This is a genomic window from Albimonas pacifica, assembly GCF_900113695.1.
Classification (GTDB): Bacteria; Pseudomonadota; Alphaproteobacteria; order Rhodobacterales; family Rhodobacteraceae; genus Albimonas; species Albimonas pacifica.
The window spans coordinates 341,793-357,047 of sequence record NZ_FOQH01000007.1 but is presented as its reverse complement, the minus strand read 5'-3'; the positions used below and the strand labels follow the sequence as shown (position 1 = coordinate 357,047).

Annotated in this window: 17 protein-coding genes; 5 read left to right on the top strand and 12 right to left on the bottom strand. The window is 74.2% G+C overall.

Annotation, left to right across the window (positions count from 1 at the left end):
- Window positions 1–5: 5 nt before the first annotated feature.
- The 6 genes from BM064_RS16965 to BM064_RS16940 form a co-directional block, all read right to left on the bottom strand.
- Window positions 6–293 carry an MSMEG_0570 family nitrogen starvation response protein gene (locus BM064_RS16965; protein WP_092861446.1) on the bottom strand — a complete coding sequence of 96 codons (288 nt, stop codon included), beginning with the start codon at window positions 291–293 and terminating at the stop codon, window positions 6–8.
- Window positions 286–1,272, bottom strand: a complete 987-nt coding sequence (locus BM064_RS16960) for a sll0787 family AIR synthase-like protein (RefSeq protein ID WP_092861444.1) — start codon at window positions 1,270–1,272, stop codon at window positions 286–288. Before BM064_RS16960 ends, BM064_RS16965 begins: the two co-directional genes overlap by 8 nt.
- A complete protein-coding gene (locus BM064_RS16955) occupies window positions 1,269–1,820 on the bottom strand; it encodes an MSMEG_0567/Sll0786 family nitrogen starvation N-acetyltransferase (RefSeq protein WP_092861442.1) in 552 nt (183 codons plus the stop codon). Before BM064_RS16955 ends, BM064_RS16960 begins: the two co-directional genes overlap by 4 nt.
- A complete protein-coding gene (locus BM064_RS16950) occupies window positions 1,817–2,923 on the bottom strand; it encodes an MSMEG_0568 family radical SAM protein (RefSeq protein ID WP_092861440.1) in 1,107 nt (368 codons plus the stop codon). Before BM064_RS16950 ends, BM064_RS16955 begins: the two co-directional genes overlap by 4 nt.
- On the bottom strand, window positions 2,916–3,890 hold the full coding sequence (locus BM064_RS16945; RefSeq protein ID WP_092861438.1) for a Nit6803 family nitrilase: 975 nt from the start codon (window positions 3,888–3,890) through the stop codon (window positions 2,916–2,918). Before BM064_RS16945 ends, BM064_RS16950 begins: the two co-directional genes overlap by 8 nt.
- A 240-nt stretch (window positions 3,891–4,130) precedes the next feature.
- The gene (locus tag BM064_RS16940; RefSeq protein WP_092861436.1) at window positions 4,131–4,613 is read right to left on the bottom strand and encodes an MSMEG_0572/Sll0783 family nitrogen starvation response protein; all 483 of its coding nucleotides are present in this window, start codon (window positions 4,611–4,613) and stop codon (window positions 4,131–4,133) included.
- Window positions 4,614–4,900: 287 nt separating this feature from the next.
- Here BM064_RS16940 and BM064_RS16935 point away from each other — a divergent pair, with 287 nt between their 5' ends.
- Window positions 4,901–6,268, top strand: a complete 1,368-nt coding sequence (locus tag BM064_RS16935) for an aminotransferase-like domain-containing protein (RefSeq protein WP_092861434.1) — start codon at window positions 4,901–4,903, stop codon at window positions 6,266–6,268.
- 80 nt (window positions 6,269–6,348) lie between these two features.
- On the opposite strand, the gene BM064_RS16930 is transcribed toward BM064_RS16935, so the two are convergent.
- Window positions 6,349–6,723, bottom strand: coding sequence for a YjiS-like domain-containing protein (locus BM064_RS16930; protein WP_092861432.1), 375 nt, complete (start codon window positions 6,721–6,723; stop codon window positions 6,349–6,351).
- A gap of 220 nt (window positions 6,724–6,943) precedes the next feature.
- Complete coding sequence (locus tag BM064_RS16925; RefSeq protein WP_092861430.1) at window positions 6,944–7,714, bottom strand: alpha/beta fold hydrolase; 771 nt, start codon at window positions 7,712–7,714, stop codon at window positions 6,944–6,946.
- A gap of 224 nt (window positions 7,715–7,938) precedes the next feature.
- Here BM064_RS16925 and BM064_RS16920 point away from each other — a divergent pair, with 224 nt between their 5' ends.
- A complete protein-coding gene (locus BM064_RS16920; protein WP_092861428.1) occupies window positions 7,939–8,415 on the top strand; it encodes an Lrp/AsnC family transcriptional regulator in 477 nt (158 codons plus the stop codon).
- A gap of 37 nt (window positions 8,416–8,452) precedes the next feature.
- Here the strand turns inward: BM064_RS16920 and BM064_RS16915 are convergent, their stop codons facing one another.
- Window positions 8,453–9,358: a LysR substrate-binding domain-containing protein gene (locus tag BM064_RS16915; protein ID WP_092861425.1), complete on the bottom strand. Its 906-nt coding sequence runs from the start codon at window positions 9,356–9,358 to the stop codon at window positions 8,453–8,455.
- Window positions 9,359–9,485: 127 nt separating this feature from the next.
- Here BM064_RS16915 and BM064_RS16910 point away from each other — a divergent pair, with 127 nt between their 5' ends.
- Complete coding sequence (locus BM064_RS16910) at window positions 9,486–9,815, top strand: nuclear transport factor 2 family protein (protein ID WP_092861423.1); 330 nt, start codon at window positions 9,486–9,488, stop codon at window positions 9,813–9,815.
- Window positions 9,812–10,591: an SDR family oxidoreductase gene (locus BM064_RS16905; RefSeq protein WP_092861421.1), complete on the top strand. Its 780-nt coding sequence runs from the start codon at window positions 9,812–9,814 to the stop codon at window positions 10,589–10,591. Before BM064_RS16910 ends, BM064_RS16905 begins: the two co-directional genes overlap by 4 nt.
- A gap of 212 nt (window positions 10,592–10,803) precedes the next feature.
- Here the strand turns inward: BM064_RS16905 and BM064_RS16900 are convergent, their stop codons facing one another.
- From BM064_RS16900 to BM064_RS16890, 3 genes are all read right to left on the bottom strand, one after another.
- Window positions 10,804–11,430 (bottom strand): LysE family translocator, encoded by a 627-nt coding sequence (locus tag BM064_RS16900; RefSeq protein ID WP_092861419.1) that lies wholly within the window; start codon window positions 11,428–11,430, stop codon window positions 10,804–10,806.
- Window positions 11,431–11,677: 247 nt separating this feature from the next.
- Window positions 11,678–12,331, bottom strand: a complete 654-nt coding sequence (locus BM064_RS16895) for a hydrolase (RefSeq protein WP_092861417.1) — start codon at window positions 12,329–12,331, stop codon at window positions 11,678–11,680.
- A 387-nt stretch (window positions 12,332–12,718) separates the two neighbouring features.
- Complete coding sequence (locus BM064_RS16890; protein ID WP_092861415.1) at window positions 12,719–13,630, bottom strand: AraC family transcriptional regulator; 912 nt, start codon at window positions 13,628–13,630, stop codon at window positions 12,719–12,721.
- 758 nt (window positions 13,631–14,388) lie between these two features.
- On the opposite strand from BM064_RS16890, the gene BM064_RS16885 reads away from it, so the two are divergent.
- The gene (locus BM064_RS16885; protein ID WP_092861413.1) at window positions 14,389–15,153 is read left to right on the top strand and encodes an alpha/beta fold hydrolase; all 765 of its coding nucleotides are present in this window, start codon (window positions 14,389–14,391) and stop codon (window positions 15,151–15,153) included.
- Window positions 15,154–15,255: the final 102 nt, after the last annotated feature.

Genomic DNA, 15,255 nt, shown 5'->3' with positions numbered 1-15,255 from the left:
GGTCCTCATCGGGAGATGTCCAGGCAGGCGACCTCGGCGTCCTCGCGCTCGGCGAAGCGGGCGGCGGCGGCCTCGATGGCGGCGAGCTGGCCCAGCGCCAGCCGGCAGGGATGGCCGTGGACGCGGCGCACCCGGTCCGAGGCGCGCTCCATCGCGATGCGGGCGCGGAACAGGAACTCGGGCAGCGGATAGGCGCGGCCGGGCTCGAACAGCTCTCCGACGACGGAGGAGGGGGAGTAGAGCTGCTCCGACGTGCCGTCGGGCCAGCGCACGGTCCAGAAGGTCTCAGGCATCGGCGGGCCCCGGGGCGAGGTAGGGATCGGCGGCGTGGTCCCAGAAGACCGCGCGGCCGGCGGCGTCGCGCAGGGCGACGGCGGAGCCCGCGACGACCTCGCCGATGCCGGCGGCGACGAGGCCGCGGGCGGCGAACCGGTCGATCACGCTCGGCGCCGCGTCGGGGTCGACGGCGAGCAGGAAGCCGTAGCTGGGGAAGCTGCGCAGCCAGCGCTCCAGCTCCACCCCGCGCGGGGGCGTCACGGCGTCGAGGTCGATCTCGATCCCCACGCCGGAGCATTCCGCGAGCATCAGGGCGGTCCCCGCGATCCCGCCCTGGCTGACGTCCTTGCCGGCGCGGACCAGCCCGGCCTCGGCCAGCTCGGGCAGGATCTCGAGATCCGCGCGCAGGCGCTCGTGGGGGGCGTCGAGGGCGGCGCAGAAATTGTCGAAGTTGCGGTAGGCGCCTCGCGGGTCGTGGACGGCCAGCAGCCGGTCGCCGGGGCGGGCGTCGAAGCTGGAGATTAGGCGCGAGGCCCGTCCCAGGACCGAGACCGCCAGCGTCAGGGCGGGGGCCGCGAAGTTGGTGTGCCCGCCCACCAGCGGCACGCCATAGGCGGCGGAGGCGTCGCGCATCCCCTGCAGCAGGGGCGCGGCGGCGGCGGCGTCCGGCGCCCAGACCTGGTCGACCAGCGCCGTGGCGCGCCCGCCCATCGCGGCGATGTCCGACAGGTTCACCATCACCGCGCACCAGCCCGCGAACCACGGGTCGTCGGCGACGAAGGCGGGGATGAAGCCCTCGCCCGCCAGCAGGTCGAAGCCTCCGTCGCGGGGCAGGACGGCGGCGTCGTCGCCGGGCCGGCCGGGGGCCGAGGCGCTCAGCCCCAGCGCCCCCGTCGCCCCCGCGATGGCGAGCTTCGAGCGGATCGAGGGATGCGCGCGCAGCCGCGCGGCCAGCGCCTCGAGCGTATCCGCGGCGACGTCATGGGGCGCGGTCATCTCGCCCCCTCCCGCGCCCGCGCCCGCAGATACCAGCCGGCTTCGGGATCGGCGCAGGGGGGGTAGGCGGACAGCTCGGCCTCCATGCGCATGTGGGGGGCGCCGTGGAAGGCGACTTCCTCCAGCGGACGCCAGCGCAGACGCTCGAACAGGGGGACGTTCTGCATCTGCACATGGGCGAGGAACCGCCCGCAGCCCCGCGCGTTGGCGGTGGAGACGGCGAGGCGGATCAGCTCCACCCCCAGCCCGCCCACGTTCCGGAACCCCCGGTCGACGGCGAGGCGCGAGCCCCACCACAGGCCCGGCGCCTCTTCGTGGATGCGCACGGTTCCGACCACCTGGTCGGCCTCGTGGGCGTAGGTCGAGAGGGCGACGAGATGGGTGGCGATCAGGTCGATCTCGTCGCGGTCGTGGACCTGGAAGATGCGCTGCTCCTCGACGAAGACGCGGGCGCGCAGGGCCTCGGCCCCCTGCGCCTCGAACCGGGTCGAGGCGGCGCGGACGTGAAAGCCGGGGCAGCGGAAGGCGCGGGGCTCGATCTCGATCATGCCGGGACCCCCAGCTTCTCGTAGGTCGAGAGGGCCGAGCACGCCCCGCACTTGCCGCAGCCCGCCTTCATGTCGGCCGAGCGGATGCCGGCCTGCGCGATCATCCGCCCCAGCGGCGCGAGGATCGAGGCCATGAAGGCGCCGTCCGGCGCCGGGTGGCTTTCCAGGGGCGTGCCGGAGATCGGGACGAAGGGCACCACGAACGGATAGACCCCCATGGCGCAGAGCTTCTCGCCCATCGCCAGGATGTCCTCGGCCGTGTCGCCAAGCCCCGCGAGGATGTAGGTCGACACCTGCCCGCGGCCGAACACCTTCACCGCCGCCTCGAAGCTCGAAAAATACTTCTCCAGCGGCACCGAGGCCTTGCCGGGCATGATCCGGGCGCGGACCTCGGGCGTCACCGCCTCGAGGTGCATGCCCAGCGTGTCGATGCCGGCGTCGAACATGCGCTGGTGCCAGGCGTCGTCCTCCGGCGGCTCGCACTGGCCCTGCAGGGGGAGGTCGACGGCGGCCTTGATGGCGGCGGCGCTCTCGGCCAGCACGGCGGCGCCGCGGTCCTTGCCGGGCGGGGTGCCGGTGGTCAGGACCATGTGCCTGACCCCGTCGAGCTCCACGGCGGCCTTCGCCACCTCGGCCAGCTGCGCGGGCGTCTTGCGGGCGATGGTGCGCCCGGCCGCGAGGCTCTGGCCGATGGCGCAGAACTGGCAGGTCTTCTTGCGGCTCTCGTAGCGGATGCAGGTCTGCAGGACGGTGGTGGCCAGCACGTCGCGCGAATGCAGCGTGGCGATGTGGGAATAGGGCACGCCGTCCGCGGTCTTCAGGTCGTAGAAGCGCGGCCGGGCGGGGAAGCGCAGCGTCGCCACCTCGCGCCCGTCGCGGGTCAGGCGGGAGCGGCCGGCGGCGTCGGGCGCCTCGGCCAGGAACGGGCTCTCGAAGCTGGGGGCGGTGTGGACGGGGACCATCACCGTGGTCTCCCCGATCGTCACCGCCTTGTGGTCCGAGGGGCCGGCGCCGCCGCGGCGGCTCTCATGCCCCGCGCGGGGATCGACGAGGCGCAGGCCGTGGGTCTGCAACGCGTTGATGAGGCTGGAATGCTCAGACATCCTGCGGCTCCGCTTCAAGGGCTTCGGGGAGGGGGGCGGCCCGTTCGTGCCGGGTCGCGGTCGGGCGGGCGTCGTGGTTGAGGCTCAGCAGCTCCGGCCGCGCGTAGTGGCCGACGCTGTCCATCATCCGCTTGCGCTTGGCGATCAGCCGCATGTCGAGGTCGGCGATCACCATGCCCTCGCCCTCGGTCAGGGGCGGGGCGAGGTGCCGGCCCTCGGGCGAGACGATGCAGGTCATGCAGCCGTCGCGGATGCCCTTCTGAAGCGCCGGGTCGGGGTGGATCGAGGCGATCTGCGCCTCGCTCAGCCAGCCGGTGGCGTTGACCACGAAGCAGCCGGATTCCAGCGCGTGGTGGCGCATGGTCACCTCGATCTGCTCGCCGAAGATCGGGCCGACGAGGGAGCCGGGGAAGTGGCTGGCGTGGATCTCCTCGTGCTGGGTCATCAGCGCGTAGCGGGCGAGCGGGTTGTAGTGCTCCCAGCAGGCCAGCGCGCCGAGGCGGCCGACGGCGGTGTCGACGACCTTCAGCCCGGCGCCGTCGCCCTGACCCCAGACCATGCGCTCATGATAGGTCGGCGTGATCTTGCGGCGCTTGAGGGCCAGGGTTCCGTCGGCGTCGAAGATCAGCTGGGCGTTGTAGAGCGAGCCGTGGTCGCGCTCGTTCACCCCCAGCACCACCACGCAGGCATGGCGGCGGGCGGCGGCGGCGACGGCCTCGGTCTCGGGCGAGGGGACGACGACGGCCTCCTCGGTCAGCTTCAGGTGGGGCGCGCCCTGTTGCACGGGGGGCAGGATGAAGCTGAAATAGGGGTAGTAGGGGACGAAGGTCTCGGGGAAGACGACGAGCTGCGCGCCGCGGCCGGCGGCCTCCTCGATGGCGTTCAGGACCCGCTGGATCGTGCCGGCGCGGCCCGAAAGATCGGGCGCGATCTGCACGGCGGCGGCGCGTATCGTGTCGGTTCGCATCGGTCTTCGCCTCGGTGAAGGAGGGGCCGCCGGGCCGGACGCCCGGCGGCGGGGTGGACGCGTTCAGACGGTCCCCCGAGCGGCGGAGGCCGCTCAAACCGTTCCACGAGCGGCGGAGGCCGCTCAAACCGTCGCCGGGGCGGCGGAGGCCGCTCAGACGGTCCCCGAGCGGCGGAGGCCGCTCACACCGTCCCCGAGCGGCGGAGGCCGCTCACACCGTCCCCGAGCGGCGGAGGCCGCTCAGACCGTCCACGTGTCGAGGATCACCGCGTTCGCCTTCTTGTGCAGAAGGATGCAGTCGAGCACGTCCTGCGGCGCGATCGGGACGATGCCCGGCAGCAGCGACGGCTCGCCATGGCCGTAGAGGGCCTGCAGCGCGAAGCGGCAGGCGAAGACCTTGCCGCCCTCGCCCATGAACTTCTTGAGGTTCACCGCGAAGTTCTGGTGGCCGGGGAAGGCCTCGTCGCCCAGCGTCGGAAAACCGCGCTGGATGCCCAGCGTGACGCCCGGGCCGTAGAGCAGGATCGAGGTCTCGTAGCCCTTCCGATTGAGGCGGATTGCATTGAGAATGTTGACCAGCCCGATCGAGCCCTCGAAGGCCACCGTATGGAAGGTGACGAGCGCCTTCTCGCCCTCGTCGGCCTTCACGTCCTCGAAGACCTTCTCCTCGTAGTCGACGAAGAAATCCCCGTCCTTGTGCGCTTCCTGCGTGACCGCCGGCATGTGCTGCCCTCCTTGCGTTCGGTTCGACCACAGGAGCGCCTGACGGATTGTATGCATCAACAGGCAGTGCAATATGCATACAATAAAGTTGCGACGCTCAAGGATTCTGCCTCGAAATAGAGCGGGAATTCGTGCCCGGCGCCCATCGAAGCGGCGCCCGGGCGCCCCTCGGGCCCGGAATCGTCACCCAGCGCTCCGGCCGGGGCGATTCGGATCCGATCCATACATTCGGGCTTCAATTCGCCGATCCGTCGTCGTAGACCGGGCCGCAGACCGGGGGGAGACCGATGACCGAATGGACCCTGACGGCGCTCGACGAGGGCAAGCCGCGCTATCTCGCCATCGCCGACGCCATCGCGCGCGACATCGCCGCCGGCCGGCTCGCCGACGGCGCCCGCCTGCCGCCGCAGCGCCGGCTGGCGGCGAGCCTCGGCATCGACTTCACCACCGTCAGCCGCGCCTATTCCGAGGCGCAGGCCCGCGGCCATGTCGAAAGCCATGTCGGCCGCGGCACCTTCGTGAAGGGCGCCGTCGCCCGCGCCGCGCCCGACCGCGCCCGCGCCCGCGACGAAGACCTGTCTATGAACATGCCTCCCGAGCCGACCGACCCGGACCTGCTGCGCCGGATGAAGGAGGGGCTGGGCTACGTCTCGGCCAACCTCGTCGACCTGCTGCGCTACCAGTCGCCGGTGGGCTCGGAGCGCGACCGCACCGCCGCCTCGCTGTGGCTGAGCATGCGCGGCATGGTCCCGGCGATGGAGCGCGTGGCCGTCACCCCCGGGGCGCATGCCACCATGGCCGCGATCCTGTCGCTGATCGCGAAGCCCGGCGACGCGGTCCTGTGCGAGGCGATCACCTACCCCGGCCTGCGCAACATCGCCGCCCGCCTGCGCCTGCGCCTGGTCGGCGTCGAGATGGACGCCGACGGCGTGATCCCCGAGGCGCTGGAGGCCGCGATCGCGGCCCATGCGCCCAAGGCGCTCTACCTCAACCCGACCCTGCAGAACCCCACCACCCTGACCGTGCCCGAGACCCGCCGCCTGGCGCTGGCGCGGGTGCTGCTGGACCGCGAGCTGACCCTGATCGAGGACGACGCCTACGGCTTCATCCCCGCCCGCGCGCCCGCGCCGCTGGCGGTTCATGCGCCGGAGCTGACCTGGCACATCGGGGGGCTGGCCAAGTGCATCGGCGCGGGGCTGCGCCTGGCCTACACCATCGCGCCGACGCCGCGCTGCGCCCTGCACCTCGCGCAGACGGTGAAGGCGCTGTCGGTGATGCCCTCGCCCCTCTCGATGGCGCTGACCACGCAGTGGATCGAGGACGGCACCGCCGACGCCATCCGCCGCTTCATCCGCGCCGAGACCGCCGCCCGCCAGCAGATCGCCGCCGAGGCGCTGGCCGGCTTCGACTTCGCCGCCGCGCCCAACGCCTTCAACCTCTGGCTGAGCCTGCCCCAGGGGGTGAGCCGGGCCGACGTGGCGGTGCGCATGGCCCGCCGCCAGCTCGGCCTGATGCCTTCGGACGCCTTCACGGTGCTGGGCGCGCCCGAGGAGAAGATGCGCATCTGCCTCGGCGGCTCCCTCCCCCGCGAACGGCTGCACGAGACCCTCGGCCACCTGGCCAACGCCCTCTCCACCCAGCTCTACATGGGCTGAGAGGGCGTCGCCGGGCGGCCGGGGGGGGCACGCCGGGAGGGGGGGGCCTGCGCCCGCCGCTCCGAACGCCGGCGGGCGCGTCAGAGGCGGCCCTCCCGGACCAGCGTCTCGATGGCGCTGCGGTCCTCGATGCCGAGGTCGCGCAGATGCCGGTCGTCGAGCCGCTGGAGCTGGCCGATGCAGCGCCGCCGCCGTCCCTCCCGCGCCAGGGCGCCCATCAGCGCCCCGAGCCCCGCGCCCAGCCGGCGAAGCCCGGAGCGGAGGCCGGCGCCCATGGCGCTCCCCGGTCCCGGGGCGCCGGCCGCCTCCATCCCGCAGCCCGGCGCGGCGCCGGTCCCCTGCGGCCCGCGGCGGGCCGGGCGCAGGGCGAGGAGGTCGAGCAGGTCCGGCGGGCGCCGCGGCGAGGGCGCGGCGCGGCGCGGGGATCGCGCTGGGAACGGCAGGTCGTCGGCCATCGGGGAAACCTCCTGAAGCTGGGGCGGGCGGGATGCCGGCGCGCGGCGGGAGCGGGGACGTCGGCGGGACGACGTCGCCTGGACGACGTCGGTGGGACGGGGCGCGCCCGTCGCGGGGGCGGCCCGGCGGGGGCCTCGCGGCCCCCGCGGAGTTCGGCCCGCGCGCGCCCGTTTCCCGGGCGCGACGAGCATCCCGGATCGGGGCGGGCGCGGGGGGGGCTCAGTCGGCCGGAGCCAGGGCGGCGGCGGCGGCCTCGATCAGGTCCGCGACCGCCTCGGGCCGGGAGGCGAAGACGGCGTGGCTGCCGGGGACCTCGACCGTGACGCTGCCGGCCCGCTCGGCCATCCGCCGCATCAGCTCGGGGTTGATGGCGCGGTCCTCGGTGGGGATCAGCGCCCAGCTCGGCCGGCTCGCCCAGGCGGGGGCGCCGACCGGCGTCTCGAAGGCCACGGCCGCGGGCATCACCTGCGAGCGGGCCATGAACGCCGCCTCCTCCGCCGGCAGGTCGCCCGCGAAATCCGCGGCGAAGACCGCGGGGTCGAGGTAGAGGAACCCGTCCGCCGTCGCCTTGATGCCGGCGGTCGCCGGGGGCGTGCCGGTGGCGAGCGCGAGCAGGGTCTCGCCCTCGTCGGGCTGGAAGGCGGCGACGTAGACGAGGCCCGCGACGGCGTCGTGCCGCCCCGCCTCGGTGACGATCATGCCGCCGTAGCTGTGGCCCACCAGCACCGAGGGCCCGTCCCGCAGGTCGAGCACGCGCCGGGCCGCGCGGACGTCGTCCGCCAGCGAGGTCATCGGCGGCTGCACCACCGTCACCGTGAAGCCGCGGGCCGCGAGCAGGTCGTGCACCCGTCGCCAGCCGGAGCCGTCGGCCAGCGCGCCGTGCACGATCACGACGTTGCCGACCGGCTCGGCCCGGGCCGGCGAGGCGGCGGCGAAGGCGGCGGCCAGCAGGGCGCCGGCCGAGAACAGGGACATCCGCTTGAGGGTCATTCTCGTCTCTCCGATGGCGCCGCGCGCCGCTCTGCGGGAGACGCGCGACCGCGCCTCCCCTCCCGATCCCCCGCCCTCCGGTCAGGCCCGGCGCGGCGGGGTTCGTGGCGAGGAACCTACTGCGGCGAGCCGGAAAGGTGCTCTCGAAGTCGGGGTCCGAATTTGCCGGAAAGATGCAGACGGATTAGCATAGCGCGCGCATCGCCTCATAAAGCGAGAATCAAATGGAAGAATCTTCCACACCCGGACTGGACCGAATCGACCTGCGGATCCTGCGCCACCTGCATGCCGAGGGGCGGCTGAGCAACGCCGAACTGGCCGCCCGCGTGAACGTCAGCCCCGCCACCTGCCACCGGCGCACGCAGCGCCTGTTCGCGGCCGGCTGCATCGCCGAGGTCCGGGCCCTGGTGGACCCCGCGGCGGTGGGGCTGGGCTCGCTGGTGATGGTGGGCGTGGTGCTGGATCGCTCGACGCCCGAGGACTTCGCGGCCTTCGAAAAGGCGGTGCTCGACCTCAGGGAGGTCGTCGACTGCAACCTGGTGGCGGGCGACTTCGACTACCTGCTCAAAATCCGGGTGCGCGACATGGCCGACTTCAACAGGCTGCACGGCCGCAAGCTGATCGCGCTGCCCGGCGTGCGCCAGACGCGGACCTTCTTCGTGATGAAGGAGGTCAAGGAGAACGGCCGCCTGGACTTCTGAGCCGGCCCCCGCCGCCGCCCGGCGCGGGCGCCCCGCCTCAGGCGCCCGGCGCCCGCCCCGCCGCCAGCTCCCGCGCCAGGTCCAGGAACGCGCGCAGCCCGGCCGAGGGGTTGCGCCGCCCGGGGTGGTAGAGGCGCAGCCCCGGCAGCTCCGGCGTCCAGTCCTCGAGCAGGCGGACCAGCCGGCCGGAGGCGAGCGCCTCCTCCACCTCGAAGGCATGAAGGTAGCCGATGCCCACCCCCGCCAGCGCGGCGCGCCGGGCGAGCCCCGCCTCGTCCACCGTCAGCGGCCCGTCGACCTCCAGCGCCAGGCGCTCGCCCGCCTTCTCGAAGGCCCAGCGGTAGAGCGCGCCGTTGGGCAGCCGCACCCGGATGCAGGGATGGGCGAGCAGGTCCTGGGGGATCCGCGGCGGCGTGCGCCCGGCGAGGTAGTCGGGCGAGGCCACGACCGCGTGGCGCAGCGGGCGGCCGAAGGGCGTCGCGATCATCTCGGCCGGCGCCAGGTCGGCGGGCCGCACGCCCAGGTCGAAGCCCTCGGCCACGATGTCGACCAGCCGCCCCTCGGTGACGATGTCGAGGCGCATCTGCGGGTGGCGGCGCAGGAACTCCAGCGCCAGGGGGTCCAGCATCTCCCGCGCCGCGCCGGGGGCGCTGTTGATGCGCAGCGTGCCGGAGGGGGCGGCCCCCTGGGCGCGCGCCGCCTCCATCGCCTCGCGCAGCTCCTGCAGGGCGGGGGCGGCGCGGGCGACCAGGGCGCGGCCGGCCTCGGTCGGGGCGACGGAGCGGGTGGTGCGGTTGAACAGGCGCACCCCCAGCCGCCCCTCCAGCCGCGCCACCGCGTGGCTGAGCGCGGTGGTGGACATGTCGAGGTCCACGGCCGCGGCGCGGAAGCTGCCCCGGCGGGCCACCGCGATCGCCGCGTCCAGCTCCGCGAAGCCTTTCATAATCCCGGTTCCTTCATCACCACATGCCGCATCGTCCTGCTTATCAGGACGCCCGGCCGCCGCCAACTTCCCAAGGCGAGCCGACGGCGCCCCGTCGTCGGCGATCCCATGCAGAGGAGACGCGCCGATGCCGCTCGATCTACCCGCCCCCGTCGCCGCCTATTTCGCCGCCGACGCGGCCCGGGACGCGGAGGCGCTCGCCCGCTGCTTCGCCGCGGACGGCGCCGTGCAGGACGAGGGCGCGGCCCATGTCGGCCGCGACGCCATCCGCGCCTGGTGGCGCGACGCCCACGCCCGCTACGCCTTCGCCAACCAGCCCCTTGACGCGGCCGAGGCGCCCGGCGGCGTGGTCGTCCGCGCCCGGGTGACCGGCGACTTCCCCGGCGCCCCCGCCGTCCTGCGCTTCGCCTTCGCGCTCTCCGCGGGCGCCATCCGCCGGCTGGAGATCGGGGCATGAGCGGCTTTCTCGACCTCGCCGGCCGTCGCGCCCTGATCACCTCCGGCACCCGCGGGGCGGGGGCGGCGACCGTCGCCCTGTTCCGCGAGCTGGGCGCCCGGGTGCTGACCACCGCCCGCAGCCGGCCCGAGCACCTGCCCGAGGCGCTCTTCGTCGCCGCCGACCTGACCACGCCCGCGGGCTGCGCGGCCGCCGCCGAGGCGGCGCGCGAGCGCCTGGGCGGGGTGGACGTGCTGGTCCACGTGCTGGGCGGCAGTTCCTCGCCGGCCGGGGGCTTCGCGGCGCTGGGCGAGGCGGAGTGGGCGCAGGAACTGGCGCTGAACCTGCTGCCCGCCGTGCGCCTCGACCGGGCGCTGGTGCCGGGGATGCTGGCGCAGGGCTCGGGCGTGGTGATCCACGTCTCCTCGATCCAGGCCCGCCTGCCGCTGCCCGAGGCGACCACCGCCTACGCCGCCGCCAAGGCCGCCCTCTCGACCTATTCCAAGAGCCTCTCGAAGGAGGCCGCGCCCCGCGGCGTGCGGGTGGTGCGGGTCACGCCGGGGTGGATCGACACCGAGGCCTCGGTCGCCCTCGCCGACCGGCTGGCGGCCGAGGCGGGCACGGACCGCGAGGGCGGGCGGCGGATCATCATGGACGCGCTGGGCGGCATCCCGCTGGGCCGGCCCTCGACGCCGGCGGAGGTCGCGGACCTGATCGCCTTCCTCGCCTCCTCCCGCGCCGGCTCGATCACCGGGGCCGAGGTCACGATCGACGGCGGGACCGTGCCGACCGTCTGAGCCCGGATCCGGTTTCAGCCCATCCCCGAAGCCCGGACCGTCCGCGGCGCGGTCATGGTCCATGGCGCCTTCGCCGGCGGCTGCGGCTGGCGCGGCGTCTGAGACGTGCCGACCGGGCGAGGTCGCCCGGCTGCCTCCACGCCGGCGCCCGGACCGACGCCGGTCCGGGGTCGAGGGCGGGCAGGGCGGTCGGCGATGGGGGGTGGCCGGGCCTAAGCGGCCAGCGCGGACCAGATCATCAGCGCCCCGAACGCCACGAAGACGAGGCCGGCGAGGATCTGTCCGCGCCGGGCATGTTCGGGCCGGCGCAGCGCCCCGACGATGCGCCGGGCGCCGAGCGCATAGCCGCCCAGCACCGCGAACTTCACCGCGACGAAGCTCGCGACCAGCAGGGCCAGCAGCGCGGGGCCTCCGTCCGCGGGGAGGAACTGGGGAAACAGCGCCGCGAAGAACAGGACGGCCTTCGGATTGCTGATGCCCACGCCGAAGGAGTGAAGCCAGAGCGTCGCTGCGCCTCGCGCCGCCGGCGTCGCGGCGGCCGGCGCGCCGGCCGCTCGGCGGGGCCGCAGGAAGGTCCAGCCGAGCCAGAGGATGTAGGACGCCCCCGCCAGCCGCAGGGCGAGGAACGCCGCGGGCCGGGCCTCGAGCAGCGCGCCCAGGCCCAAGGCGGACATCGTGGCCAGCAGCGCGATGGCGGCCAGGTCCCCGCTCAGGGCGCCGAGCGCGCGACGCCAGCCGTGGGCCACGGCGTTGTTGACGATGAACAGCGTGGAGGGCCCGGGCGTCGCCGATTGCACCGCGCTGACGAGCAGGAAGGCGAGATAGTCGGCGGCGTCCATGGGACAGCTCCGGCAGGGGGTGGGCGGCGCTCCGGCGCCTCGGGGGCGGCGGACCCGCGTCCGGCCGCATCGAACGGGAACCGGCCCCGCGGGCTCGCCGCCGGGCCGGTCCTGCCGCCTCGGGCGTCCGCCGCGGCCGAGGCGCGACGGGCGCGGAGGCGGTCGGCCCGGGCGGGCGGTCGGGCCGGGGACGGCGAGCGGCGATCCGGCCGCTTTCGCAGCCGTCCGCCGCCCGCCCCGCCCGGCGTCAGGCCGCGACGCCCGGCGCCGGGGTGTTGAGAAGCTGCTGCTCCCACAGGTAGGCGATGGCGCTGCCGCCGATATGGTCGCGCAGCGCGTCGTTCAGGGCGGTCGCCGTCTCGGCCCGCGCCCAGTCGCGCTGCCACTCGGAGGCCAGCGCCAGCCAGGTCATCATGTTGATGCCGCCCGCGATCATGCGCTGGATCGCGACCTCATGGGCCTCGACCGAGGTGCCGCCCGACGCGTCGGTGATCACGGTCACGTCCCAGCCCTCGCCCGCCGCCTGGATCGAGGGCATCGCCACGCAGACCTCGGTCCACAGCCCCGCGATGATCAGCTGCTTGCGGCCGGTCGCCTTGACGGCGTCGACGACCTTGGAATCCTCCCAGGTGTTGATGAACGTGCGGTCGATCACCTCCTGGCCGGGGAACACGTCGGTGACATGGGGGAAGATGACGCCGCCCCGGGCGGCGAGGATGCTGGTCATGATCGTGGGCACGCCGAAGACCTTGGCCACCTTCGCCAGCGCGGTGGTGTTGTTCACCACCATGTGCGGGTCGTGGCTGTTGAGGTTGGCGAGCTGATAGGGCTGGTGATCGATCAGAACGAGGACCGAGTCCTCGGGGCGGAGAAGCGAGTCGAGCCCATTGCGGAAGGTCATGGCGTCATCCTTTCGGGAGAGGGGGGAGGCGCGATATGCCGACGAACCGTAGCCAGCATGGCCGGGCGCCGCGGCGCGGATGCTGCCGCGAGGTGGCCGTTATTGCGGTCGTGACGAGCTCGGCGACGGCCAGGAGCCGCGGGCGCGGCGACAGGCCGGGGGCCCGCCCTCCCGGACCGGCGGGCGGACGACGCGGGCGCCTGCCCGGACGCTCGATCGGGGAACGATGCAAGGGCGGGGACGCGCAGCGCGGCCCCGTCATCGCCGGACGGGACGCCGTGCGGGCGGTCGTCGGAAACTGCGGCGCCGCGGTCCGGTCCTGATCCTCGTGGCCCGGGCCGCCTCAGGCGATCGTCGGCGTCATCCGCGTCGCGGCCTCCGCACGTCTCAGCGCAGCCTGCCGTGGCGGAGCGGATCGCGGACGCTCCGGCGATAGTCGGACGGGCTCATGCGCATGTGCTTGAGGAACACCCGCGCGAGGACCTGGTTGGCCGAATACCCCACCTCGAGCGCGATCTGCGACACCGGCAGGTCGGTCCGTTCGAGCAGTTCGCAGGCCTTCTCCACCCTCAGCCGCGTCAGGTGGACCCGCGGCGGAACCCCCACGCTCTGCTTGAACATGCGCGCGAAGTGATAGGGCGAGAGCCGGGCCTCGGCCGCCAGCTCGTCGAGGCTGATGTCCTCCGACAGCCGCGCCCGCATCAGCTCCAGCGCCCGGCGCTCGGCCCAGGGCGCAAGGCCGCCCCTGGCGGGCGCGAGGGGCGCCCCGCCCAGGCGGCAGAGCTCGGCCAGGATCTCGCAGCCCGCGGCCTGCGCCAGCAGCCGGGACGGCGCGCCCTCGTCCTCGCACAGCGCCCAGAGGTTGCGCAGCGCCGAGCGGATCGTCGGCGAGTCGAACACCTTGCCGTAGGCGAAGGAGGTCTCGAAGGAGAACCGGCCCTCGGCCCCCTCGTCGAGCACGTGCCGCCACTTGGCCAGGGGAAACGCGAGGCTGCGCAGCCGATGGGGCGCGTCGTTGTGCACCGAGGTCGCGAAGTTCGGCGCGGCGATGGCGAGGGCGCCCGGCCGGGTCGAGGCATCGAAGAGACCGCCCCCCAGGTCGGCCCGGACGCGCCGGCAGCCCCGCAGGTCCTCCATCAGGACGAGGTCCGGAAGGGCCGGGCGCGACATGTCCCCGGGCGGCCGCGCCACTTCCAGAAGGTCGAGGAGCCCGCCCGACGATTTCCGCGCCCGCACGTAGGACGCGTGGCGCCCCGTGGCGTGCCAGCGGGCGAAGGATGACTGGTCATGCAGGCTCATCGCCGTTCCTCCCGAGCCGCGTGCGCGCCAGGCGATCGCGCGTCTTCATGCGCCGCGCCGGCCGGCCCCCGGCGCCGCGGGGGCCGGGCGACGGCGTTGGATCCGATGCCCCTCGCTACCGTGGGCGGGATGAATGTTGCGCGAATATCGCGGGGAGGGAAAGGCGCATGGAGCGGGCTCGACCGCAATTGCGCGTGAGCATTCCCGCGGATTCGACCTGTCATCCGGTCGAATCCGACAAGAAAGCGCCGCGGCAGGCGAGGCTAGATTCATGGGAATCGAAGTATAACCTGCGGTTGAGCGGGAGTCGCGGGCCCGCCCTATCCATCTGAATTCTGGGGGAAAGCCGGATCGGGGGCGAAATCGACGGCGCGGGCCGACGCCGGATCCCCCGCCGTTGCGGCCGGGCGAGACGCCCGGCGAGGCCGGCCGGAAGCCGCCGGCCGGGCCCGTCGATGCGCGCTGAAACCATTCGCAAGAACGGTCTCATCGCCGCAAGCCCGGCAATGCGCCTCCGCGGCGGCGGGATAGTCTGTGCAGGTGGTCCGGCGCCTCGGCCGGACCATGGCCCGGGCCGCCGCCGGCCGTTCGACCGTGGACCTGTCGGACGCGGCCGGGCGACGGCCGGCGCGCGGTCCACCGGAAACCACGCCTGCGGCCCCGATCCGCTTTCGACGGCCGCAGACCGGACCCGGGCCGCGGCGCCGGGGCCGCCCCCGCGTCGACCTCCCCGACGCCCTCACATGGGAACGCAGAGCATGACCCTCGTGCAGACTCTCCTGATCTCCAGCGCCCTGGCCTTCGGCGCCCTGGCCGCGCCCTCCGGCGCGGCCCTCGCCGAGGTGAAGAACATCGTGCTCGTGCACGGCGCCAACGTCGACGGCAGCACCTGGCGCGCCGTCTACGACCGCCTGACCGCGGACGGCTTCAAGGTGACGGTCGCGCAGATGCCGCTGACCTCGACCGAGGACGACATCGCCGCGGTCCAGCGCAGCGTCGACGTCCAGGACGGTCCGATGCTGCTGGTCGGCCACTCCTACGGCGGCGTGGTGATCACCGAGGTCGGCCGGGACCCGGCCGTCCGGGGCCTCGTCTACGTCGCGGCGTTCCTGCCCGACGCCGGGGAGACCGGCGGAGGGCTGCTGGCCTCCTCCCCGACCGACTTCTCCGCCGACAAGCTGACCGTCTTCGCGGACGGCCATTACCTGATCCACGAGGAGGCCTTCCTGTCGGTCGTCGCCAACGGCCTGCCCGAGGCGGAAGCCGTCTACGTGGCGCGGTCGCAGGCGGCGTCCCACTCGGCGATCCTCGAGCACCCCTCCGGGCCGCCGGCCTGGAAGGACACGCCGAGCTGGTCGATCGTCGCGGCGCTCGACCGGACCATCTCGCCCGACCTGCAGCGGCGGATGTCGGCGCGCGCGGGGGCGACGACGATGACCCTCGAGAACGGTCACATGCTGCCGATGACCAATCCCGACGAGGTGGCCGCCGTGATCCGGCAGGCCGCCCGGGCGGCGGACTGATCGCGCGCCGCCGCGCGGCGTCGACCGGGTCCGGGCGCCGGCGCCCGGCGCGCGGCGCCTCCTCATGCAGGCGGGCGCAGGCCGCCAGCCATCGCATCGCCG